Source organism: Candidatus Viridilinea mediisalina (assembly GCF_002532535.1).
Lineage (GTDB): Bacteria > Chloroflexota > Chloroflexia > Chloroflexales > Chloroflexaceae > Viridilinea > Viridilinea mediisalina.
This window is the reverse complement of record NZ_NQWI01000001.1, coordinates 100,994-119,008: the sequence shown is the minus strand read 5'-3', so window position 1 is coordinate 119,008 and position 18,015 is coordinate 100,994. Positions and strand designations below refer to the sequence as shown.

The 18,015-nt window shown below is 62.4% G+C and carries 19 protein-coding genes; 10 read left to right on the top strand and 9 right to left on the bottom strand.

Going from position 1 to position 18,015, the window contains the following annotated elements; genetic code table 11:
* Window positions 1-350: 350 nt before the first annotated feature.
* Window positions 351-896 carry a GNAT family N-acetyltransferase gene (locus CJ255_RS00615; protein WP_097642148.1) on the bottom strand — a complete coding sequence of 182 codons (546 nt, stop codon included), beginning with the start codon at window positions 894-896 and terminating at the stop codon, window positions 351-353.
* A gap of 191 nt (window positions 897-1,087) precedes the next feature.
* Here CJ255_RS00615 and CJ255_RS00610 point away from each other — a divergent pair, with 191 nt between their 5' ends.
* The 4 genes from CJ255_RS00610 to CJ255_RS00595 are packed head-to-tail and all read left to right on the top strand — an operon-like array spanning window position 1,088 to window position 3,368.
* Window positions 1,088-1,717, top strand: coding sequence for a Mu transposase domain-containing protein (locus CJ255_RS00610; RefSeq protein WP_097642147.1), 630 nt, complete (start codon window positions 1,088-1,090; stop codon window positions 1,715-1,717).
* Window positions 1,714-2,634 (top strand): IS21-like element helper ATPase IstB, encoded by a 921-nt coding sequence (gene istB, locus CJ255_RS00605; RefSeq protein WP_097642146.1) that lies wholly within the window; start codon window positions 1,714-1,716, stop codon window positions 2,632-2,634. The genes CJ255_RS00610 and istB overlap by 4 nt, the downstream gene beginning before the upstream one ends.
* A gap of 18 nt (window positions 2,635-2,652) precedes the next feature.
* Entirely contained in the window at window positions 2,653-2,922 is a 270-nt protein-coding gene (locus CJ255_RS00600; protein WP_097642145.1) for a hypothetical protein, read from the top strand.
* The gene (locus CJ255_RS00595) at window positions 2,922-3,368 is read left to right on the top strand and encodes a type II toxin-antitoxin system VapC family toxin (protein WP_097642144.1); all 447 of its coding nucleotides are present in this window, start codon (window positions 2,922-2,924) and stop codon (window positions 3,366-3,368) included. The genes CJ255_RS00600 and CJ255_RS00595 overlap by 1 nt, the downstream gene beginning before the upstream one ends.
* Before the next feature lie 203 nt (window positions 3,369-3,571).
* Here CJ255_RS00595 and CJ255_RS00590 read toward each other — a convergent pair whose 3' ends face one another.
* The 4 genes from CJ255_RS00590 to CJ255_RS00575 form a co-directional block, all read right to left on the bottom strand.
* Entirely contained in the window at window positions 3,572-3,889 is a 318-nt protein-coding gene (locus tag CJ255_RS00590; protein WP_097642143.1) for a hypothetical protein, read from the bottom strand.
* Between the two features lie 111 nt (window positions 3,890-4,000).
* Complete coding sequence (locus tag CJ255_RS00585) at window positions 4,001-4,225, bottom strand: hypothetical protein (protein WP_097642142.1); 225 nt, start codon at window positions 4,223-4,225, stop codon at window positions 4,001-4,003.
* Between the two features lie 132 nt (window positions 4,226-4,357).
* Window positions 4,358-4,888, bottom strand: a complete 531-nt coding sequence (locus CJ255_RS00580) for a hypothetical protein (protein WP_124681770.1) — start codon at window positions 4,886-4,888, stop codon at window positions 4,358-4,360.
* A gap of 161 nt (window positions 4,889-5,049) precedes the next feature.
* Window positions 5,050-5,370 carry a hypothetical protein gene (locus CJ255_RS00575; protein WP_097642140.1) on the bottom strand — a complete coding sequence of 107 codons (321 nt, stop codon included), beginning with the start codon at window positions 5,368-5,370 and terminating at the stop codon, window positions 5,050-5,052.
* Window positions 5,371-5,941: 571 nt separating this feature from the next.
* On the opposite strand from CJ255_RS00575, the gene CJ255_RS00570 reads away from it, so the two are divergent.
* The 3 genes from CJ255_RS00570 (at window position 5,942) to CJ255_RS22345 (ending at window position 8,998) form a co-directional block, all read left to right on the top strand.
* The gene (locus CJ255_RS00570) at window positions 5,942-8,026 is read left to right on the top strand and encodes a TerD family protein (protein ID WP_097642139.1); all 2,085 of its coding nucleotides are present in this window, start codon (window positions 5,942-5,944) and stop codon (window positions 8,024-8,026) included.
* A gap of 97 nt (window positions 8,027-8,123) precedes the next feature.
* Complete coding sequence (locus CJ255_RS00565) at window positions 8,124-8,606, top strand: GNAT family N-acetyltransferase (RefSeq protein WP_097642138.1); 483 nt, start codon at window positions 8,124-8,126, stop codon at window positions 8,604-8,606.
* Between the two features lie 80 nt (window positions 8,607-8,686).
* Window positions 8,687-8,998: a hypothetical protein gene (locus CJ255_RS22345; RefSeq protein ID WP_124681769.1), complete on the top strand. Its 312-nt coding sequence runs from the start codon at window positions 8,687-8,689 to the stop codon at window positions 8,996-8,998.
* A 263-nt stretch (window positions 8,999-9,261) separates the two neighbouring features.
* Here the strand turns inward: CJ255_RS22345 and CJ255_RS00555 are convergent, their stop codons facing one another.
* From CJ255_RS00555 to CJ255_RS00540, 4 genes are all read right to left on the bottom strand, one after another.
* The gene (locus CJ255_RS00555) at window positions 9,262-10,623 is read right to left on the bottom strand and encodes an AAA family ATPase (protein WP_097642136.1); all 1,362 of its coding nucleotides are present in this window, start codon (window positions 10,621-10,623) and stop codon (window positions 9,262-9,264) included.
* Window positions 10,620-12,020 carry a hypothetical protein gene (locus CJ255_RS00550; protein ID WP_097642135.1) on the bottom strand — a complete coding sequence of 467 codons (1,401 nt, stop codon included), beginning with the start codon at window positions 12,018-12,020 and terminating at the stop codon, window positions 10,620-10,622. The genes CJ255_RS00555 and CJ255_RS00550 overlap by 4 nt, the downstream gene beginning before the upstream one ends.
* A complete protein-coding gene (locus CJ255_RS00545) occupies window positions 12,017-12,400 on the bottom strand; it encodes a hypothetical protein (RefSeq protein WP_097642134.1) in 384 nt (127 codons plus the stop codon). The genes CJ255_RS00550 and CJ255_RS00545 overlap by 4 nt, the downstream gene beginning before the upstream one ends.
* 259 nt (window positions 12,401-12,659) lie before the next feature.
* Window positions 12,660-12,974, bottom strand: a complete 315-nt coding sequence (locus tag CJ255_RS00540; protein WP_245863084.1) for a DUF4258 domain-containing protein — start codon at window positions 12,972-12,974, stop codon at window positions 12,660-12,662.
* 176 nt (window positions 12,975-13,150) lie between these two features.
* Here CJ255_RS00540 and CJ255_RS00535 point away from each other — a divergent pair, with 176 nt between their 5' ends.
* The 3 genes from CJ255_RS00535 to CJ255_RS00525 are packed head-to-tail and all read left to right on the top strand — an operon-like array spanning window position 13,151 to window position 17,972.
* Entirely contained in the window at window positions 13,151-13,804 is a 654-nt protein-coding gene (locus CJ255_RS00535) for an RNA polymerase sigma factor (RefSeq protein ID WP_245863082.1), read from the top strand.
* Between the two features lie 2 nt (window positions 13,805-13,806).
* Window positions 13,807-14,415 (top strand): transcriptional regulator, encoded by a 609-nt coding sequence (locus tag CJ255_RS00530; RefSeq protein WP_097642133.1) that lies wholly within the window; start codon window positions 13,807-13,809, stop codon window positions 14,413-14,415.
* Window positions 14,412-17,972 (top strand): UvrD-helicase domain-containing protein, encoded by a 3,561-nt coding sequence (locus CJ255_RS00525; protein WP_097642132.1) that lies wholly within the window; start codon window positions 14,412-14,414, stop codon window positions 17,970-17,972. Before CJ255_RS00530 ends, CJ255_RS00525 begins: the two co-directional genes overlap by 4 nt.
* The last annotated feature ends 43 nt before the right edge of the window (window positions 17,973-18,015 follow it).

Below are 18,015 nucleotides of genomic sequence, written 5' to 3'. Positions count from 1 at the left end.
TCATCGCGCAGTTGCTGGTTCTCGACGCGCAGCGCGGCGTTTTCTGCCGCGAGCGTCTCAACGAGGTTCAGCACCTGGATCACGATCTGGCGCGTGGCCAGGTCGGGAATGGCCTCCAGATTGATGTCGGGAATCTGCATACGTGGGTAGTCTACCAGACCTTGGCGGGGTTGTCACCATGCGTTCCAGCGATTATGGAGAGGATACCCCGAACACCGCTGGCATCTGACGTCGCTGGCGTGGTCGCAACCTAGCTCGTTTTCGTTTGATTGATTTGCCATGCCCGTCCGGTATGCTCCTGTGGAGCATCTCGTTTCTTCATAAGAGACGTTCACCGCCACCTTTCTCGTTCACGTCAAGCTCCACTCCTCGCGCAAGATCGCATAGTGAACCAGATCTTCAAAACGATCCCTGTTGCGTATATGCTGACGTTGACAACCTTCTAGGCGCATGCCAATTTTTTGCATTACCCGCCCCGAGGCGGGGTTGCGTGCAAAGTGGTGGGCAAAGATGCGGTTGAAGCCAAGGGTAGTGAAGGCATGGCGCAATACCGCCGCTGCAGCTTCACTGGTATACCCCTGGTTCCAGAAGGGTTGGCCCATCCAGTAGCCCAATTCGCCCCGTTGGTGCTGGCGCTCCTGCGATAACCCAATCGCGCCTAAGAGTTCGCCAGTGTTGCGTTCGGTGATCGCCCACTCCCAGCGTTTGCCGCACTGCGCCCATTCGCTATGGGTCGCAATCCAGGTTGCAGCAGCGCCCTCTGGGTAGGGATGCGGAATTGTGAGCGTTGTATCGGCTATGGCAAAGTCTCCAGCTAAACGCTCTACCGCTGTGCCATCACTCAGATTGAAGGCACGTAAGCGTAAGCGGACACTGTCCAATGTGGGAATGTGCATGTTTAGAGTCCTGTTTGAACAGTCTGCACAGATACGCCGCTGCACCAAGTGGCTGGCGCAGCGGCGTGAGGTGAACTCTTTGTATTCTAATACCAAACACGCATCTGCTTACGAAATGCGAAGAGGATAACGCCCGCACCGTCCACGGGCAGCCCGCCAGCATTGGGACCCTCTGGGAGCAGGAACGCCCATTGCTGCGCCCGCATCCAGCCCACGACATGCCCTGCTGCCGGACGCTCCAGGTCACCCGGACGCCCTACAGTCAGGTCATCTTCGAGACGAACCGCTATTCGGTGCCGGTGGATCAAGGTGGCGCTCATCTCACCCTGCGCGCCTATCCTTTTGCGCTTGAGGTGTTTGATGGCAACCAGGTGCTCACGCGCCACCCTCGGAGCTATGCGCGGGAACAGGACCTCTTTGACCCGCTCCACTACTTGCCCTTGCTCAAGCAGCGTCCGGGCGCTTTTGAGCACGCCAAACCGGTGCGTCGCTGGCGTGAGACGTGGCCTCCATGCTATGAACTACTGCTGGCGCGTTTGCGCCAGCGCGACGGCGATGGGCCAGGCTTACGCATGTTCATCGCCGTTCTGAACCTGCATCAGGACTATCCGGCCCCGCTCATCGCGCAGGCGATTGAAGCCGCGTTGACGCTCGGTGTCGTGCATGTCGATGGCATTCGGCTCTGTCTGCACCAGATCTTGGAACCCACCACCAGCCCGCCCCACGTCAACCTTGACCACCAGCCGCAGATCGCACAGATTGGGCTGCATCCCCCCGACTTGACCTGTTATGACCAGTTACGTACCGGAGGATTGTCATGAACCATCTCACCGCGCTTGACGTCGCCCTGCAGCAGCTCCGCCTGCCCATCTTCGGACAGCTTTATGCCAAACTGGCCCAAGAAGCCCAAGGCCAGCCGCTTAGCTACGAAGCCTACCTGCTCGCCTTGGCCGAGCAGGAGCTTACCTACCGCCACCGCCAGCGGCAGCAGCAGTATCTGAAACTCGCACGCTTTCCCGTACGCAAAGAGCTTGCGGACTTCGACTTCCGTCTGGTACCGAGTCTCAATCAAGCCCGGGTACTCACCCTCGCCGAGGGACACTACATCGCGCAGGCCGAGCCAGTGCTGCTGGTCGGGCATCCGGGCCTGGGCAAAACCCACCTTGCCACGGCGCTGGGAATGGCCGCATGCCGTCAGGGGCGGCGCGTGCGCTTCTACAACGCCGCTGGGCTGGTCAACGACCTCTTGGCCGCACAGGAACAGCACCGCGTCCCCCAACTCATCGCCTCGGCACTCAAGCAACAGGTGATTATCTTGGACGAACTGGGCTTCATCCCCTTTTCCGAACGGGGTTCTCACGTGATGTTCCAGTTTTGCAGCGCCCTGCACGAGCGGGTGGCGGTCATCGTGACCACGAATCTCCGTTTTGCGGAATGGACGCAGGTCTTTGGCAACCCCAGTCTGACCGCTGCCCTGCTCGACCGGCTGACGGCCAAAGCGCACATTCTGGAGTTTGTCGGCGAATCCTACCGGCTTCGCCAGCAGCAGCCCCGCATGGCGTCGGAGCTGGAACCGTCTGCGACCCATGCCGGGGGGGGCCACCATGAGACGCCCACGGAGCCCGGGGGGGCGGCGGAGACATTCGCCGTGCCATTGCAGAGCACTCCGTTCTGCGTTCTGCGTTGCGCACCCATTGATCCTTTACCGAAAACGTGTAAAATAAAATTATGCGCATAACCTAGATGGGAGAACCATATGCAAGCAACGATTGAGTATGAGCAGGCGCTGGCAATTATCCGGCAGTTTGATCGCCCCACGCGGGCGCGCCTTGTGGCGCAAGTGGTGCAAGAACTGGCGGTCGAGCCAGATGACTTAGGCCGTCGCTCGCGTGAGGCATGGGAGCGCTTGGCCCAACTGCGGGAAGAATTTGCGCAGATGGGGCCAGTCTCGCCTAGCCCAGCCGAGCAACTTGAGCTTGATCGCCAGCATCGGGCTGACCTCCTTGAAGGCAAGATCAGTGAGTGATGTACACCCTCGATGCCAATATCTTTGTGCGTGACGCATCACCGAGCGATCCTGAACATGCAACGTGCCACGCCCTGATGGCGCAGTTGTATCAGCGCAATACCGCGATCATCGTGCCATACTTGGTTCTCGCGGAGATTGCGGGAGCGCTGAGTCGCAGCTTCCGCGATCCGATCCGCGCTCGCTTGGAGGTTGAGCTCCTACGAGATCTCCACCACATCCAGTTTGTCCCGCTTGATGCAACTGTCACGCAGGACGCGGCTGAAATCGCTGCGGATCGCGCCTTGCGTGGGGCCGATGCAGTCTATGTGGCGGTGGCTCGTCGCTACGGCTGCGCCCTGGTGACGCTTGACCGTGAACCGCGTGAACGCGCCGCTTCAGTCGTGCGCACCCTAACCCCTGCTGAGGCGCTAGCCGAACTTGGAAACGTAGAACGTAAAACGTAAAGCGTAAAACGATCCGCAGCTAGGCTGCCGTGCCATTGAGTGCAACCTATTATCAGCGCCTGAGTAGCAATCACTCAACCCTGCATCATCGCATTGCCATCGCGTGAAATCCCGGTTGCATCCGAGCAGCACACTCTCACATTAGAGTGCGGCACGGCCATCGCATAGCACCCGTTCTACGCTTTACGTTTTACGCTTTACGTTTAGGTGTACGAGCGCAGCGCGAGCAGGGGCTCAAGGGTGGCACGCACCTGCGCACGGAGCTCGACCGCTCGTGCGGTGGTCATCCGCCGGTCGTAGTCGGGGATCGGCTGGATGGCAGGGATGAGCCCGAACTCTGCCGAGAGGATGGACACATCGAGGCGGGTCGCCGCCTCCGGGTGGTCACTGAGCCAGCGCCGCAGGACGCGGAACGATGGCCCACGATACCGATCAATCGCCGGAAGCAGCCGCACCTCGGGGCGTTTCGTTGCGGTGCAGGCCAGAATCAGGAACCGGCGCTGGGCAATTGGAGTAAGCATACCGATCTCTTTCTTGCGGAACGAACGGGAACCAAAGGGAAGCCAAACCACAGCACGCTGGGTCTGACTTCCCTTTGGTTCCGCGTCCAGGTAGGCGAGGTGGGGCAAGCACTACGCAGGGTCGGTGGTCGCGGGCGTTGTCTGACCGCGCGGACGGGTCGTGCGTGCGGCGGCGTCCCACTGCTGGGCATACTGCAAGAGGGCGGGGCGCTGGGCGATGGCCAGTTGGCGTGCCGCCTCGGCTGAGGCACCGGTGGTGGCGGCGATCTCGGCAGTGAGGGCTTCCAGGTCGTCGTCGATCGGCTCGGGCGTGGGCATGGTCTGTCTCGTACTCATGGGGTATCTCCTCGTGGTTCCAGGCAACAAAAAAGACCGTGCGCGCTGCTTCAGCACACGGTCGTGCGCCACAGTGGCGCAGTGCATCAGGCCGAGTCAGGGTTTGGGTGACGATAGGCCTCCTTTCAACTCCTATGCAGACAGCGCCGCAGCCAGCAATGCAGGTTGCTCCCAGTCCACATCGGCGCGGGCCTGCGGTGCAGCGACCTCGCGGTCAGCGTGCAGCAAGGCCTCGTCAATGGGCTTCCAGGGCAGGCCGACCTGGGCGCGGTAGCGGATGAGGTGGTAGGCCAGGCGAGCTGCTCTCGATTTCGTGAGGGCAGCGATGGAGATGCCGTAGGCGGCGGTGTAGGCCGCACCGATGCCGCGCGCAAAGCCAATCATGGCCATCCTGGCCGGGCCAGAGCTATCGAAGCTCAGCACCAGCGGTGAGCGGCAGACCCATGAGGGCTTGCCGATCCCGAGCAGGTGGATGCGGCGTTGGAACGGGTCGAGCTCAGCGGCGGCTTCAAGATCGGCAATGAGCTGCGCGTACCACGCAGTTGCGGCACGAGCATAGCGAGCGGGCACTAGACCTCCAATTGCACAGGCGGGACGATCAACGAAGCCATCGGGCTCGATCCATAGCCGATAGCCGATACCCGATAGCCGATATGGCTGCACCTGAGTGAGTAGCGACTTTCGGATCTATGCTGCGGCTATACGTTCATCGCTGAACCGCCGTCTGCATCATCACATCTACGCATCACAACGCCACAAACCTGCGGATCACGGTTCTGAGCATCGGGGGTGCTGACTGACTGGTGCGTGCCACAGTCATACGATCATCGTTGCGCCAGTGGTAGCACGATCAAAATCAAACGTCGTATGCCAGAAGCCTGCGGGTCACGATATCGGCTATCGGCTATCGGTCTATCGGCTATGCTGACGCGGTGGGCATAGTGCGGCAGCGACAGGCGCGCCGTATTCCCAGGAGGAAACGCGCCGGAGTCGAGGACGACATGCACCCCCGGCGTGCGGGCGAGCAGGCGTTCCGTTGACGAACCAGCCGGTACGAGGTAGTGGCGTTGCCCGACATGCAGGGCGATTACCAGATCGTGGGGCCGGGCGCGAGCGCCAAGTGCGAAGTAGAACGTCGGTGGCATCGTCAAGCCTCCTCAAACTGTACAAAAACGCGCAGCCCGGCGCATCAAAGAAAGCTGAAAGCTGAAAGTCGAAAGCTGAAAAAGCCGTGCGATCAATGCGATCACTGAGCTTTTCAGCTTTCCGCTTTCTCTTTTCAGATTTCCCTGGCGTCGGGCTGCTATACCGGGCGACGAAGAGAGGGCGGCGGGCGCAAACGCGGCTGCTTGCAGACGACGAGGCGGTTGGCCGCCACGAGTAGGTGGTGGGCGCCAGCGGCGCATGAGGGGCCGACACGCAGTGCCGGCACGCAGGCGGGGAGCCTACCAGGCAGTGGATTGAGGGGCTGCTGGAGGCGTCGCTCGGTGGAGTCACCCTAGCATCAGCGGCATCGCGCCGCATCAGCAGCGGTGACGGATCGGGCGCGCGACTGGTTTACAGGCGGCTATGCGCAATGCTACAATCGAAGGCGCAGCGGCTATCGGTAGGCTTCCTTCTCCCTTTCTTGGAAATTAGCGTACCGGCTCTCCGCTGCCCGATGGTATGCGTGCCCCTGCGTCGGCAGGGGCGCTCTCTGCGATGTGAGGAGCGGCAATGCAGCAGGCGATCTACATCCGCCACCGTAACCGGGTGATCGTGCCGCCCGGTGATGGTGGTGCGCCCCCGCAGTACCTGGCCAGCCTGCTCAAGAACCTGGAGCGCCTGGGCTTTACGGCGAGTGCCGCGCTGATCATGCACCTCCAGACCTGCTCGGTCGTGCAACTCGAGCGCCTTGCTGGCGAACTTGTCCCGGCCCTGCGCCAGATGCTCGGCGCCCACGTTGCCTACACGCCGATGTACCCCAACTTCCCGGCCCAGGTGATGCAGACCAGCCATGCCGAGCTCTATCTCAACGCGATCCTGCACTATCTGACCCACGGTCGCCCACCTACGGTCAAGCGCTGGCGCAAGCCCCTGATCGAGCGGACGGATTTGCGCGTGCTGGATCTGGGTGATGAGGCTGACTTTCGGGCGATCTGCACGACACTATTGGCCGCCAAGAGTGCCCTCTCGCCCACTGATCGCGCCGACCTGGCCTGGTTCTTCCAGACCTATGGCGACGCGGCGCTGGCCCTCATTCCAACGACAGTGCCCCTGCGTGAGCACGCCGCCCTGCTCGGGGCACTGCTGCTTCGCCATACCTCCCGTGGGGCCGAGCGGCTCCCGACCTACGTCACCACCGCGACTGACGTGCTGCGCCTCGCGGTTGCACTCTCCGACGGCGATGTAAGTCTGGCAACTCCCACGAAGTTCCGCAGCTTCGCCCGCGCTGAGCGCCGCCTGCTGCTCGAACTGCTGGAGGCGTGTGGAAATAGCATCGAGGACATGCTGCGCTACCCTGAGCCCTGGAAGCGCTTGGGCGAGCGGCTGCACCCCGGCGAGTATCAGACTCGCTTCCCCCAGTCTGCCGCAGCCTTCGACGTGATCCGCAACGACCGGCCCGTCGCGACCTTCCGTTCCAAGGTCGAAGGTGCAATCCAGGCTGGACAGATCGACGCGGCGCTGACCCTGCTGCGCGGGCGACCGGGCGAGTTGGCCCGCCGCCTCGATCACCTGCTGCGCCGGGCCGCGCAGCCCGATGCGGTGGTGACGGCCTTCGGCGACGTTGCGGCCCAGGTCTCGACCCCGGTGCTGCTCCAGGCTCTGGCCCACTTCGCGCAGCGGTCGGCAGGTCACCCGTTGCGCAGCTTCTTCCCCAAGGGCGAGGTGGCCAAGGCCCAGGTGATCGCCAATACGCTGCCGCTGCTCGACGCCGGGCTGTGCGCGGGGGTGGTCGCAATCTGCCGCGAGACGCTGGTCAACCGCTTCCGTGAGCGCCCGCCGCTGGGGAAGGTCTTCGTTGATGAGCGACTGCGCGACTATCCCGTGCCATTGACCCAGCGCTCGGCCAGCAAGGCGTTGCGGACGATCCCGCGCGGCTCGCGGCTGCCGCTTGGCGACGGCGGCACAGTGCGCTTCTTCCTCTGGTGGAAGGAGGGCGAGGTGGGCGGCAAGCCGACCGGGCGGGTGGACATCGACCTCTCGGCGGTGCTCTATGACGCTAACTGGCGCTACGTCGAGCACATCTCCTACACCAACCTGAAGTCGGAGAAGTACCGGGCGGCCCACAGTGGCGACATCGTCACCGCGCCGAACGGCGCCTGCGAGTTCATCGACCTGGAGATCGAGTCGGTGGTGCGCTACGGCGGGCGCTATGTCGTCACCGCAATCAACGCCTTCACCGGCCAACCCTTCAGCACGCTGCCGGAGTGCTACGCCGGCTGGATGCTGCGAAAGGAACCGCAGTCAGGCGAGGTCTTCGAGCCGCAGACGGTGCAGCAGAAGATCGACGTGGCGGCCAACACGCGCATCTGCATCCCGGTGATCCTCGACCTCGTGGCGCACCAGGTGATCTGGGCCGACCTGGCGCTGCGCCGCAACCCGCGCTGGTTCACCAATGTCGAGGGCAACCAGAAGGGCATGCTGCTGATGGGCCAGGCGCTGACTACGCTGATCAAGCCCACGCTCTACGACCTATTCACGCTGCACGCAGCGGCGCGCGGCACGCCAGTGTCTCGCGAAGCAGCCAGCGTGGTCTTTGCGCCCGACGGCACCGTGACGCCCTTCGACATCGGTGTCATTCTGGCCGACTATCTGTAGCTGGCGAGGGAGAGATCACCCGCCGTGCGCGCGTGAAACGCGAGGGCTGACCCTGGTTGGTGCCAGGTTAACCACGATACCAGGAGCGAGGAGATCGATGACCGACTACATCACCCTGCGGCCCATTGCTGAGGGCGACCTGCCGATCTTGTTCGAGCAACAGCGCGCGCCGGCGGCGGTCTGGATGGCCGCCTTCACCGCCAAAGACCCATCCAACTGGGAGGCCTTCAGCGCCCACTGGGCGAAGGTGCTGGCTGACCCAGCGGTGACCATGCGGATCATCCTGGCGAACGATCAGGTCGCCGGCTCGATCTCCTGTCACACCTGGTTCGGCGAGCCGGAGGTCAGCTACGGACTGGGGCAGGCGTTCTGGGGCTGCGGCATCGCGACGCGGGCGCTGGCGCTCTTTCTCGCCGAGGTAGCGACCCGACCGCTCTACGCCCGCATCGCCAAGGACAACATCGCCTCCCAGCGGGTTCTCGAGCGCAACGGCTTCACCATACACGGCGAAGATCGCGGCTTTGCCGAGGGGCGCGGCGCCGAGGTTGAGGAGTGGCTGCTGGTGCGTCACGCGCCGTGACTGCTACCCGTAAACAGCCGCCCAAACTGCTCGGGGGCCACGGCCTGCGTTGAGCCGGCGACGAAAGCGACGTGGCAGCGATGACAGTACCAGGACTGCTGCCAGCGCGCCACCTGGCGCTGCCAGCGCGCATGCGCAGTGCGCCGCCCACGCTCGCCCAGTTGCACGATGCCGACCGTGATCGCGATGGCGATCAGCATCCCCACGCCCGCGATCGCCGCGAAGATGCGCTCGGCATGCCCCGTGCCCAATGCCGCTTCAAAGGTCAGGCCCTGGAATTCAACGATGAGCAGAGTCAGCATGCAGCTCGCCGGCAGGCTGAGCATGAGCAGACCAACGAGCACGATGATGATCCACCAGCCACCGCCGGGCTGGCGGGGCGGGGCGAGTAACTGCGCGAGGTGCGTACGTGCAACACCCGCCGCCGGCACGAGGTCAGCCGTGAGGAGGCGAACGTCGCGGGTGCCGCCGGTGACAATTGCGGCGACCCGCTGGGTGGCCTGGGGCGAGTGGCAACAGGGGCAGACTGGCTGACTGGACATTGGTGTACCTCGTTCTACTAGGATAGGCGGAGGGATTACCGCTATCGTGTAGAACAATTGTACAATATGTGTCAAGATCTCAGCAAATCCTTCCCTGCTCGATGATCGTTCCCTCAACCCTGGGCAATCCGTACCAATCGCCCTTGTGCTTCAAGCTGACCCCAAATTGCCTGATGCGCCCGCCAACCCTCCCAGGCATCATCGACACTGCCGATCGGACGGGCACCGCACGCATGGCGATGCTCAGCGAGTGCATCACCCACGCCGTCACGACCGACGATCACGCACCCGATCTGGTGGCGTGAGAGCATCACACACCAGCGACCAGACTCAAGGCTAAACTCGCCGATCTGGCGCTGGCCGCTCAGCGTGTGTTTGACGACCATCAGTGGTCGCTCCTGGCCTTGCCAGAGCTCTGGCGTCTCCACAATACAGGCATCGGTCGGCACATTGGATAAGCGCAGCGAACGGCGAACCGCCGCACCAGATGCCACGTGCGCATCAATGGCGCCGATATCGCCGGCGCTCAGCTGGCGAACCCCTTCCCAGCGTGGTTGTCGCGACAACAGGCGCGCCGCAATCGCTGCCATCGTCTCGGCAAGCTCATCATCTACTTGCTCTCGCCCGAACTCGGCCGGTGGCAAGAGAACGCCAACCAGGGTCGCACCGTCAGTCAGCATATCGAGCGCCCGGTCGATGGTATCTCCTTGCGTTGCTGCATCAAGCTGCAGGCGTTGTTCTGCGGGTGCTGTGGCTGAGCTGAATGGGAGCTGCCGGTAGAATGCCGGCTGAACAAGGTTGACGGTGTCCTGGGGCAGGCGGCGTGATGCGGGGAGACGTACCACGTCAAGTTGCGGAAAGCGTCGCAGCAGCTCTCGGGGTGCCGGCCAGTGGATTCGGTAGCGCGCCGTCTCAAAGCGTTCGGTGTCGACGGTGATCAGCGGCGGCAACTGGCCCGGATCACCCACGAGCAGCACGCTTGGCGCCAGTTCAAAGAGCGGGGCCATGGTTGCGAAGGTAAGTTGATAGGCCTCATCGCAGATGAGTAGATCAAAGCTTTGCGTGATCTTCGTCACCGCAAACAGGAGCTTGTCTGCAGTAGCAATCGTCACGCCCGCGCCACCGGGAAGCGCGGCCGCATCGTTGCAGACCAGAATGCGCTGCGTTAGCAGCAGATCATCGGGTAGCTGGCGGCTAGCGGATAGGAGCGCGGTGATCGGCATCGGGTCGAAGTTAACAGCGAGCCGCCGCATCAGGTCGTAGGTCTGTTCGGCGCGCGGGGCCACCACCGCGACCCGTAGGCCCAGGTGTTGCACGGCAACGGCGATCACCGCCTCGACCAGGTAGGTCTTGCCGGCGCCGGGGGGCGAGTCGACGATCACGAGCGGTTCCCGCTCCTGGAGTGTCCGCCGCAGCACCTCTTGCTGCGCGTCATCGCTGCGTTGTCGGGCGATAAGATACGGTTGAATCGTCATCGGCGGAGCCTCCGAGCAATGGTGGCGAGATCATCATCAATGGGTTGGGGCCGGGAAAGAGGCAGCGTATCACCAAACACGCGTGGATCGGCTGAGGCGGCCATGCGCTCGTACACCTGGCGCTTCTGGTACCGCAGATCAGCCGGCTCTGGCTCCATCCATTCCGTACGCTGACCAGGAGTCGGGAGTTGGGGGTTGCGCACTCCATTGGTAACTACCAAGGTAAGCTGGGTTGCTTGCCCTGCATTGACCTCGCGCACTTCGGTGATCCGCCCAAACACCCGGCTACCTCGGAGTTGGAGCTGCGTGCCGGGCCGAATCCGCAACGCATTCTGGCGAGTCTCAAGGGTAAGCGTGCAGGGATTGAAGCCTCGCCGCGGCTGGTCACGCTGAAACACGACCGCATCCAGTACTCGGCCAGCGTTCAGCGCTGCGGCTCGATTGATCGGGTCATCGGCCACATCGGCATACGCGGTAAGTTCCTTGGCATAGGTCAACTCGTCGAGTCGCTGGGCCAGGCTGCGTGGTCGCGCTGGGTTGCCATAGTTCCGGTCGATCTGCCAGGCAACACGCTTGAACGACTCAGCAGTCAGCTTGGTAAGCTCCGTACCCTGTGTTAGCCCCAGTCCCCAGAAAGCTCGGCGCGCCCGCACCAGCAAGGCCCACTCGCGCAGTGCCTCTTCACGAATGATTGCTTCTGCCTCAACTCGGGCGGACGGCTCACGCAGACGCCCCCTGGCGACGCGTGCGCGCAGTTGCTCGACCCGATCATCGGCAGCGCGATCCAACATCGCAGCCGCTGGCGCAAGGGCTGCCTGGGCTGCCGCGTCGGCAACCACCGTCCCAGCGGGCGGATCGATCCAGGCAAGCAAGGCACCCAGGTGCAGATCTTCACTCGGCGATTGGCCGGTGGCAACGTGACTTGCGAGCAGGCTGCCCGCGATGGCGACGATCTGCTGCCCGGCAAAGGTAGTCTCTTCTGCCAACAGCCGACACTGTGCCCCCATACGCTGTAGTTCCGGCCCTACACTACGGTTCGTGCGGTAGCGATGCCCTAGCAACGCGATAACTTCGAGTGCAGCCGCATGCGCCAGCCAGATCCGTGGCATCTCCCCTGCGATCACGCAGTCGCTCAGGTAACGGTCGAGCGTAGCGGCGAACGGCTCCATAAAGCTGGCATCACGGTCGAGCGGGTTCCAGGTCAGCACGACCTCCGGCTCGCCCTCTGGATCGCCATAGGCCAGCGCGTAGACGACCTGCTCGGCCACCATGCGGATCGGCACAATGGCAAAGGTCGGGCTTGGATCGGCAATAAGGGCTGAACTGCGCCTGATGGGGATCGCCCGCCCAGACTGGTAGGCCAGGAGGCGGGCAGTCAGGTCGATCATCGTACTCATGCCGCTCTCCCTTGGACAATGGTGGATGGGCCAAACAGGGCAGCCGCTTCACGCAGCACTGGCCCAAGCCAGGCTTCACGCTCATTGGTTGCTGGAGCATCTTGCAACAAGGCAAGAGCACGCGGGAGATCTATGGTTTCACCAAGGGTCTGGGCGACATGGTCTCCCAGGACGCTCGGCTGAGCGCCTGCGTTTTGCCGACAGATCTGGGCGAGCAAGCATCCAGCGACGCAGGACTCCTGATACGTGGTTGTAAGCTGGGGAGACAAAGCTGCCAAACCCTCAGCATCAGCGGTTGAAGCCAAGCCCAGGGCATGCATGCGGGTGCCCACTTGGGCCATGGTGACCAGCACACGGCGCATCTCGAACAACAGCGCCATCTTTGTAAAGGTTCTTCTCAAACTGTGCACCGCGCCGGCGTGCCGAGACACGCTCGCCGTACTCGCCGGGATAGTCGGCCCCAGCCATGGCCCGGTAGACATCCTGCTCACGGACACGCGCAAGCGTCATCGCTGCCTGGAGTTCGCAGGTCGGGTTGTGCGCGACGCGGATGAGGCCGCGCGCTCCGGAAAGGCTCATGCTTCACCTCCCAATTCAAATGATAACTGTACCGAATGCAAATCTGGTAATAGCTCTGGTTTATACTATATCGACGTTGTAACGATACTTCGCCTTGCGCCGGATATACCGGAGTCCACGGCGATTGCGATAGACGGTGATAAGAATTGGAACCTCGCCCGTGTCGTTCATAACCAGCACCGAACCTTCCAGGTGCTGATACTGCTGGCACACCGCCTGGTCACCGAACATATCCCGACGCCTGAGAAAGATATGGAGTGCTCCGCCGCTACGAACGTACTGGCCGTGATCAAGGACGAAGGCAACCTCGTCGTCCGATAGGTTGCGCTGGGCCTGGCGGGTTCTGGCGTGGTCGGTCACAAGCATCGGCAACATCACTGCTCCTCCTGGCGTGTGTGTTTCGGCTGTTACTTTGCCGATAAGGAGTGGCGGGCGATCGAATTTCACATTGCCCGTTGATTTACAGCTACAAGCGCGTTTTTGTACGATGGCGCGGTACTGTTGAGGTGGCATGCACCATGCCGGAAACGATGAGCGAACGAGGCCAGCCTATGCAGCACGAGCGTCAATGGCATGATGTTGTCGTCGAGTGTCAGGAGCGCGTTCAGCGTATCCGCGCCATCTTGACCAGTGGCGGTACGCTTACACCGGAGATCCGGGCAGATCTGGAGGCGGTCATCCTGGCGATGCGCAACTGGATCCTTGGCCGGGCGAAGCGGTTCCCTGAGCTGGATGAAGACGCAGTCAGCGAGATCCAGCTCAAAACCATTCAGCGGCTCGATCGCGATCTGCGCAGTCCCGGCTTCGGCAGTATGGAGCGCCAATTTGGTGCATACACCTCGACAACCGTGAATCGCATCATTTTTGAATTCCTGCGAAATATGCGTGAGCAACGGGTCTTATCTGCAAGTGAGAGCCTGGATGCGCAGGTCGGTGAGGAGGGTCTAGTCCGGCACGAGTTGATCGAAGATATCACGCCTGAGCGCCTTGCTGAGGCATACCGTGAAGAGCAGCTTCATACGCGGCTACAACAGGCCATCGCCCAGCTACCGCCACATGATCGTGAAGTCATCAACCTGCGCTTGCAAGGCATTCCAGGCGTCGAAATTGCACAACGATTGAACCTGACACCGGTCAACATTACCCGGATCTACAATCGCGTCGTTGTGCGGCTGCACCAGATCTTGATCGTTGAGGAGCACTGAGTATGGAAGAGCGATCCTATTTCGTAGAGGCGGCGCTGCGCTACGAAGCGTTGCTCGAATCTGGTCAACTAATCGGCCTTGACACCTTTGTTGCCCAGGAGCCGGCCGAGACCCGTGATGAACTGCGGGCCTTTCTGGAGTTCAATCTGACTCTTGGTGAGCTCGATGAACCCGCGGTGCTGACTGCCGAGCAGGAGGCTCGTGCCGACCACGTGATCGCGCTTGCCCGCGGTGCCTGGGAGCACACGATCAGTGGTGCGCCAGTCCAGAATCTGACCCAACTCCGCGATGCCCAACAGATCACCGTTGGACGACTGGCCCGCCAACTCAAGCTCCCTGTGGATGTGCTCGCACGCATGGAGCGCGGGAAGGTGTTTGTGGCGAGTGTGCCCAATCGGCTGATTGAACAACTCGCTCAGGTACTCCATGCCTCAAGGAGCGCAATCCAGGCTGCTCTGCTTGCGCCGCCGCCGGCTACCCGTTCAGCCCGTCTCAATGCCGTTGACGGTATCAGCGAGGGCGAGGAGCAAGCGGTTAGCTTTGATCGAGCCTTTGTCGAGAGTGAACCAACGTCCGAAGAGCAGGCCGCCTGGGCCACCCACCTACCATGAGCGCACGCTGGCAACAAATTCGTGCTGCCGCTTACACTGCCCGGCAGCAGTATCAAACCCACCATCAGGGTTCCATCGTGCAACCGCTGGATCTCGCTGACCTGGCCGAATGCCTCTGGGGTCTTACGGTTGTGCGTACCGGAACGCTGGCCGAAGGCATTCAAGGCAAGGTCGAGCCGGAACTCCAGGTCATCCGCGTGCGGCGCGAGCTTACGTCGGAACGGCAGCGCTTCGTCATCGCCCACGAGCTGGGCCACGTAGCCCTCGAAGGCCTGACCGCTGGGCCTTTCTGTGATACGGAAGAGACCCTTGACGAACGCTCGGCGGGTGAAAGCGCAGACGATTCAGCGGTGCGAACCTACAATACCCGCGAGCGACGCGAACAGGAGGCGAATCTTTTTGCCCTGGAGCTGTTGGTGCCAGCCGATGATCTCTGGCAGGCCGCTCAGCAGCCGGACTGGCGCGTTGAAGATCTCGCTGCCCACTTCGGTGTTTCGCTGGATGCTATACGTGCGCAGTTGGTCAATGTGAGCTGCAGCGAACCCCTTGCCCTGACAGATCCCATGCGTGAAACCCCGTTCACTGTGTCGCCTCCTGACCCAGAGCAACAGGCGGCCGTGGAAGCCCCACTGCCACTGCTCCTTGCCGCCGGGCCGGGCACTGGGAAGACGCGCAGCATGGTAGCAAAGTACCTTGACCTCGTACGGCAGGGCATCGATCCGGCAACTATTCTGACTCTAACCTTCTCGAATAAAGCCGCCGACGAGATGCGCGGGCGGATCGTTGCGGCGCTGCGCCAGGAATTCCCTGACCTCGCCGGGCGCGTTGCGATTAGTACGTTCCACGCCTGGGGCCTGAATGTCCTGCGCACCTATGGCGCACGGCTGGGCTTGCAGACCAACATTCGCCTGCTCGATACCGGCGACCTATTTCTCCTGCTGACCCGCCACCTGGCCGATCTCCAGTTCGATTACTTCAAGGATATCCGCGCTCCCTCCCGCAATCTGGTGACCATCATTAAGGCGATCAGCCGGATTAAGGATGAGCTGCGCACCCCTGAGGAGTATGCGCAGCTTGCCGAAGCAGAAGCGCAGCATCTGGTTATACAGGCCGAGCAAAACCATGCGGGTCCCACGAAGAAAGCGGCGGAAGCTCGGCAAAGAGCGGCTCGCCAGGCAGCTGCGCTCCGTGAGTTGGCGCAAGTCTACCCACGTTACGAGGCCGTCTTACGGCAGGCAGGCGCCCTCGATTATGGCGACCTGATTGTGCTGGCAGTCGCTGCGCTACACGATCCGATTGTGGCTTCCGATCTACGCAAGCACTACCACTATCTGCTCATTGATGAGTTCCAGGATATTAACTACGCCTCGGGCGAACTGGTACGCTTGCTTGATGGCGGTCGTGGACGAGTGTGGGCGGTCGGCGACGCCTGGCAGAGTATCTATCGCTTCCGTGGCGCCTCGTCAGCCAATCTGGACGAGTTCACCAAGCACTATCCGACGGCCCAACTCTATCACCTTACCCGCAACTATCGCTCACTCCAGTCGATTCTTGACGCTAGTGCGACGATCATGGCCGGAGACCATCGGACCACACATCGTCCTAGACTCATAGCCCAGCGCGTTGCCGGGAATGGTGTGAACGTCTACGAATGGGTCGGACAGAGTCGCCACGACGAGTATGCCGCGATCGCCCACGATATTTTGCGGCGGGTAGATGCAGCGGTGGCGCAAAAGCTACCGTGTACCTCTTCTGGATTGCAGCCGCGCCGTACTCAACCGTATCGGCAGCGCTCGCAGCGTCGCCACCGCTCGCCGCCCCTCTTTCGGCGCTGGCGCTTTCGCGATCACGCCATACTTTGCCGGAAAAACGACCACGCCATGCAGATCGCCGCAGTACTTGAGGCGCATGGCATCCCGGTTGACAGTGTGCGCGACATCTATGAGACGCCTGAGGTCAAGGACGCGCTGGCGATCTGTGCGCAGGTGCGCGCCCTCAACAGTGCCGGACTGCTGCGTGCGCTGACGGTACCTGAGCACCAGATGGAGCCCAGAGAGCTCAATATGCTGGTGAACGAGGCACGCCGGACGAAACAGGCGCTGCCGCGCGCGGCTCGCGACGCGGCGATCATCGCTCAACTCAGCCCCAATGCACAGCAAGCACTCGCCCGGTTGCAGACCATCGTCGAGGCGCTCGCGGCTGAGGGTGATGCCTGGCAGGTATTGGTGGCCTACCTCTTTCAGTACAGCCAGCAGATGCGCGAGCGCCTGACCCGCGCCGGACGCGGCGAGGGCGCGGCCCAGCGCGAACTGGCCAATCTCGGCCAGTTGCTTGCGACCGCCCGAAAATTTGTACGCCAGGCCGAGCCTGGCCAACGGCACGCCGCCGACTTCATTGACTACATCCGCACGCTGCGTGCCGCTGGTGCAAGTTCCAGCCAGCCTATTGGCGGACAACCTGACGTAGTACGGGTCATGACGGTGCATGCAGCCAAGGGACTTGAGTTCCCGATCGTCTACGTGCCGCACCTCCAGGAGGGCCAGTTCCCGGCGCGGGGCGGCCAGCGCGGCCTGCCGCAGCCGGCTGGCCTGATCCGCGGCCCGGTCGAGAGCGAATTGCAGGAGGAGCGCTACCTGCTCTATGTTGCGATGACCCGTGCCCGCGACCGCCTCGTCCTGACCCGCTCGACCGATGGCGGGCGCAAATCTAATGGCGAGCCGAAAGTGGCCGAGCGCTCCTCGCTGCTCGCCGGAGACGGCGAGCAGGCGAACACACCGTGGCCCACGCGCATCCTTCCCACAGCGCATGGCTGCCCAGTGCCGACGCCGGAGATCCGTCTGCTTGACACGCCGCCCCCGCCAATGCCCCTGCCGGCCTCAAGCATCAACCTCGACGGCTGCCGACGCCGCTTCCTCTACCAGTACGTCTATCAGCTCTACGACGACCAGTCACCCTTCTTGCGCATGCACCAGGCCATTCGCGAGAGTGTAAAGCAACTGACCAAGCAGGCCCGCGACGGTGATCTCACCGCCGATGAGCAAAACCTGCGCTCACTCGTCTATGGCCAGCTACAGCGCTATGAACTCGATAGCGTGCTCTACGCCGACGACTACGCTGCTGAGGCGTGGCGACACGTCCGCACAGTTTGGGAAGATCTGCGTGAGGCGCGCATGGCCCCAGAACGGGTCGATCAGCGGATTGTGGTGCGCCGCCCAAGTGGGACGATTGAGGTACGGATTGACCGCGAGGAACCCCATGCTGACGGTACCCGGTGGGTCTGGACGCGCTCAGGACTGCCCGGCGACGATGATCATCTCTCGGAACGGGTGATGCTCTACGCCCTGGCCTACCAGGAATTGCACGGCGACCCCGGCGAGCTTGCGATCCACTACACTGCAACTGGCGAACTGCGGCCAGCGACGCCGAAAGACAAGGTGCTCGCCAACCACAGCGCGAAGATCGATAACCTGCTGGAGGAAATGCAAGCGCGGCGCTGGGAGCCCTCCGTTGGGCCGCACTGCGATACGTGCCCGTTCAATCTGATTTGTCCAGTGTGAAATCCTGACCCGTTACCAGTCTTATCTGAAGAGTAGCAGGTAG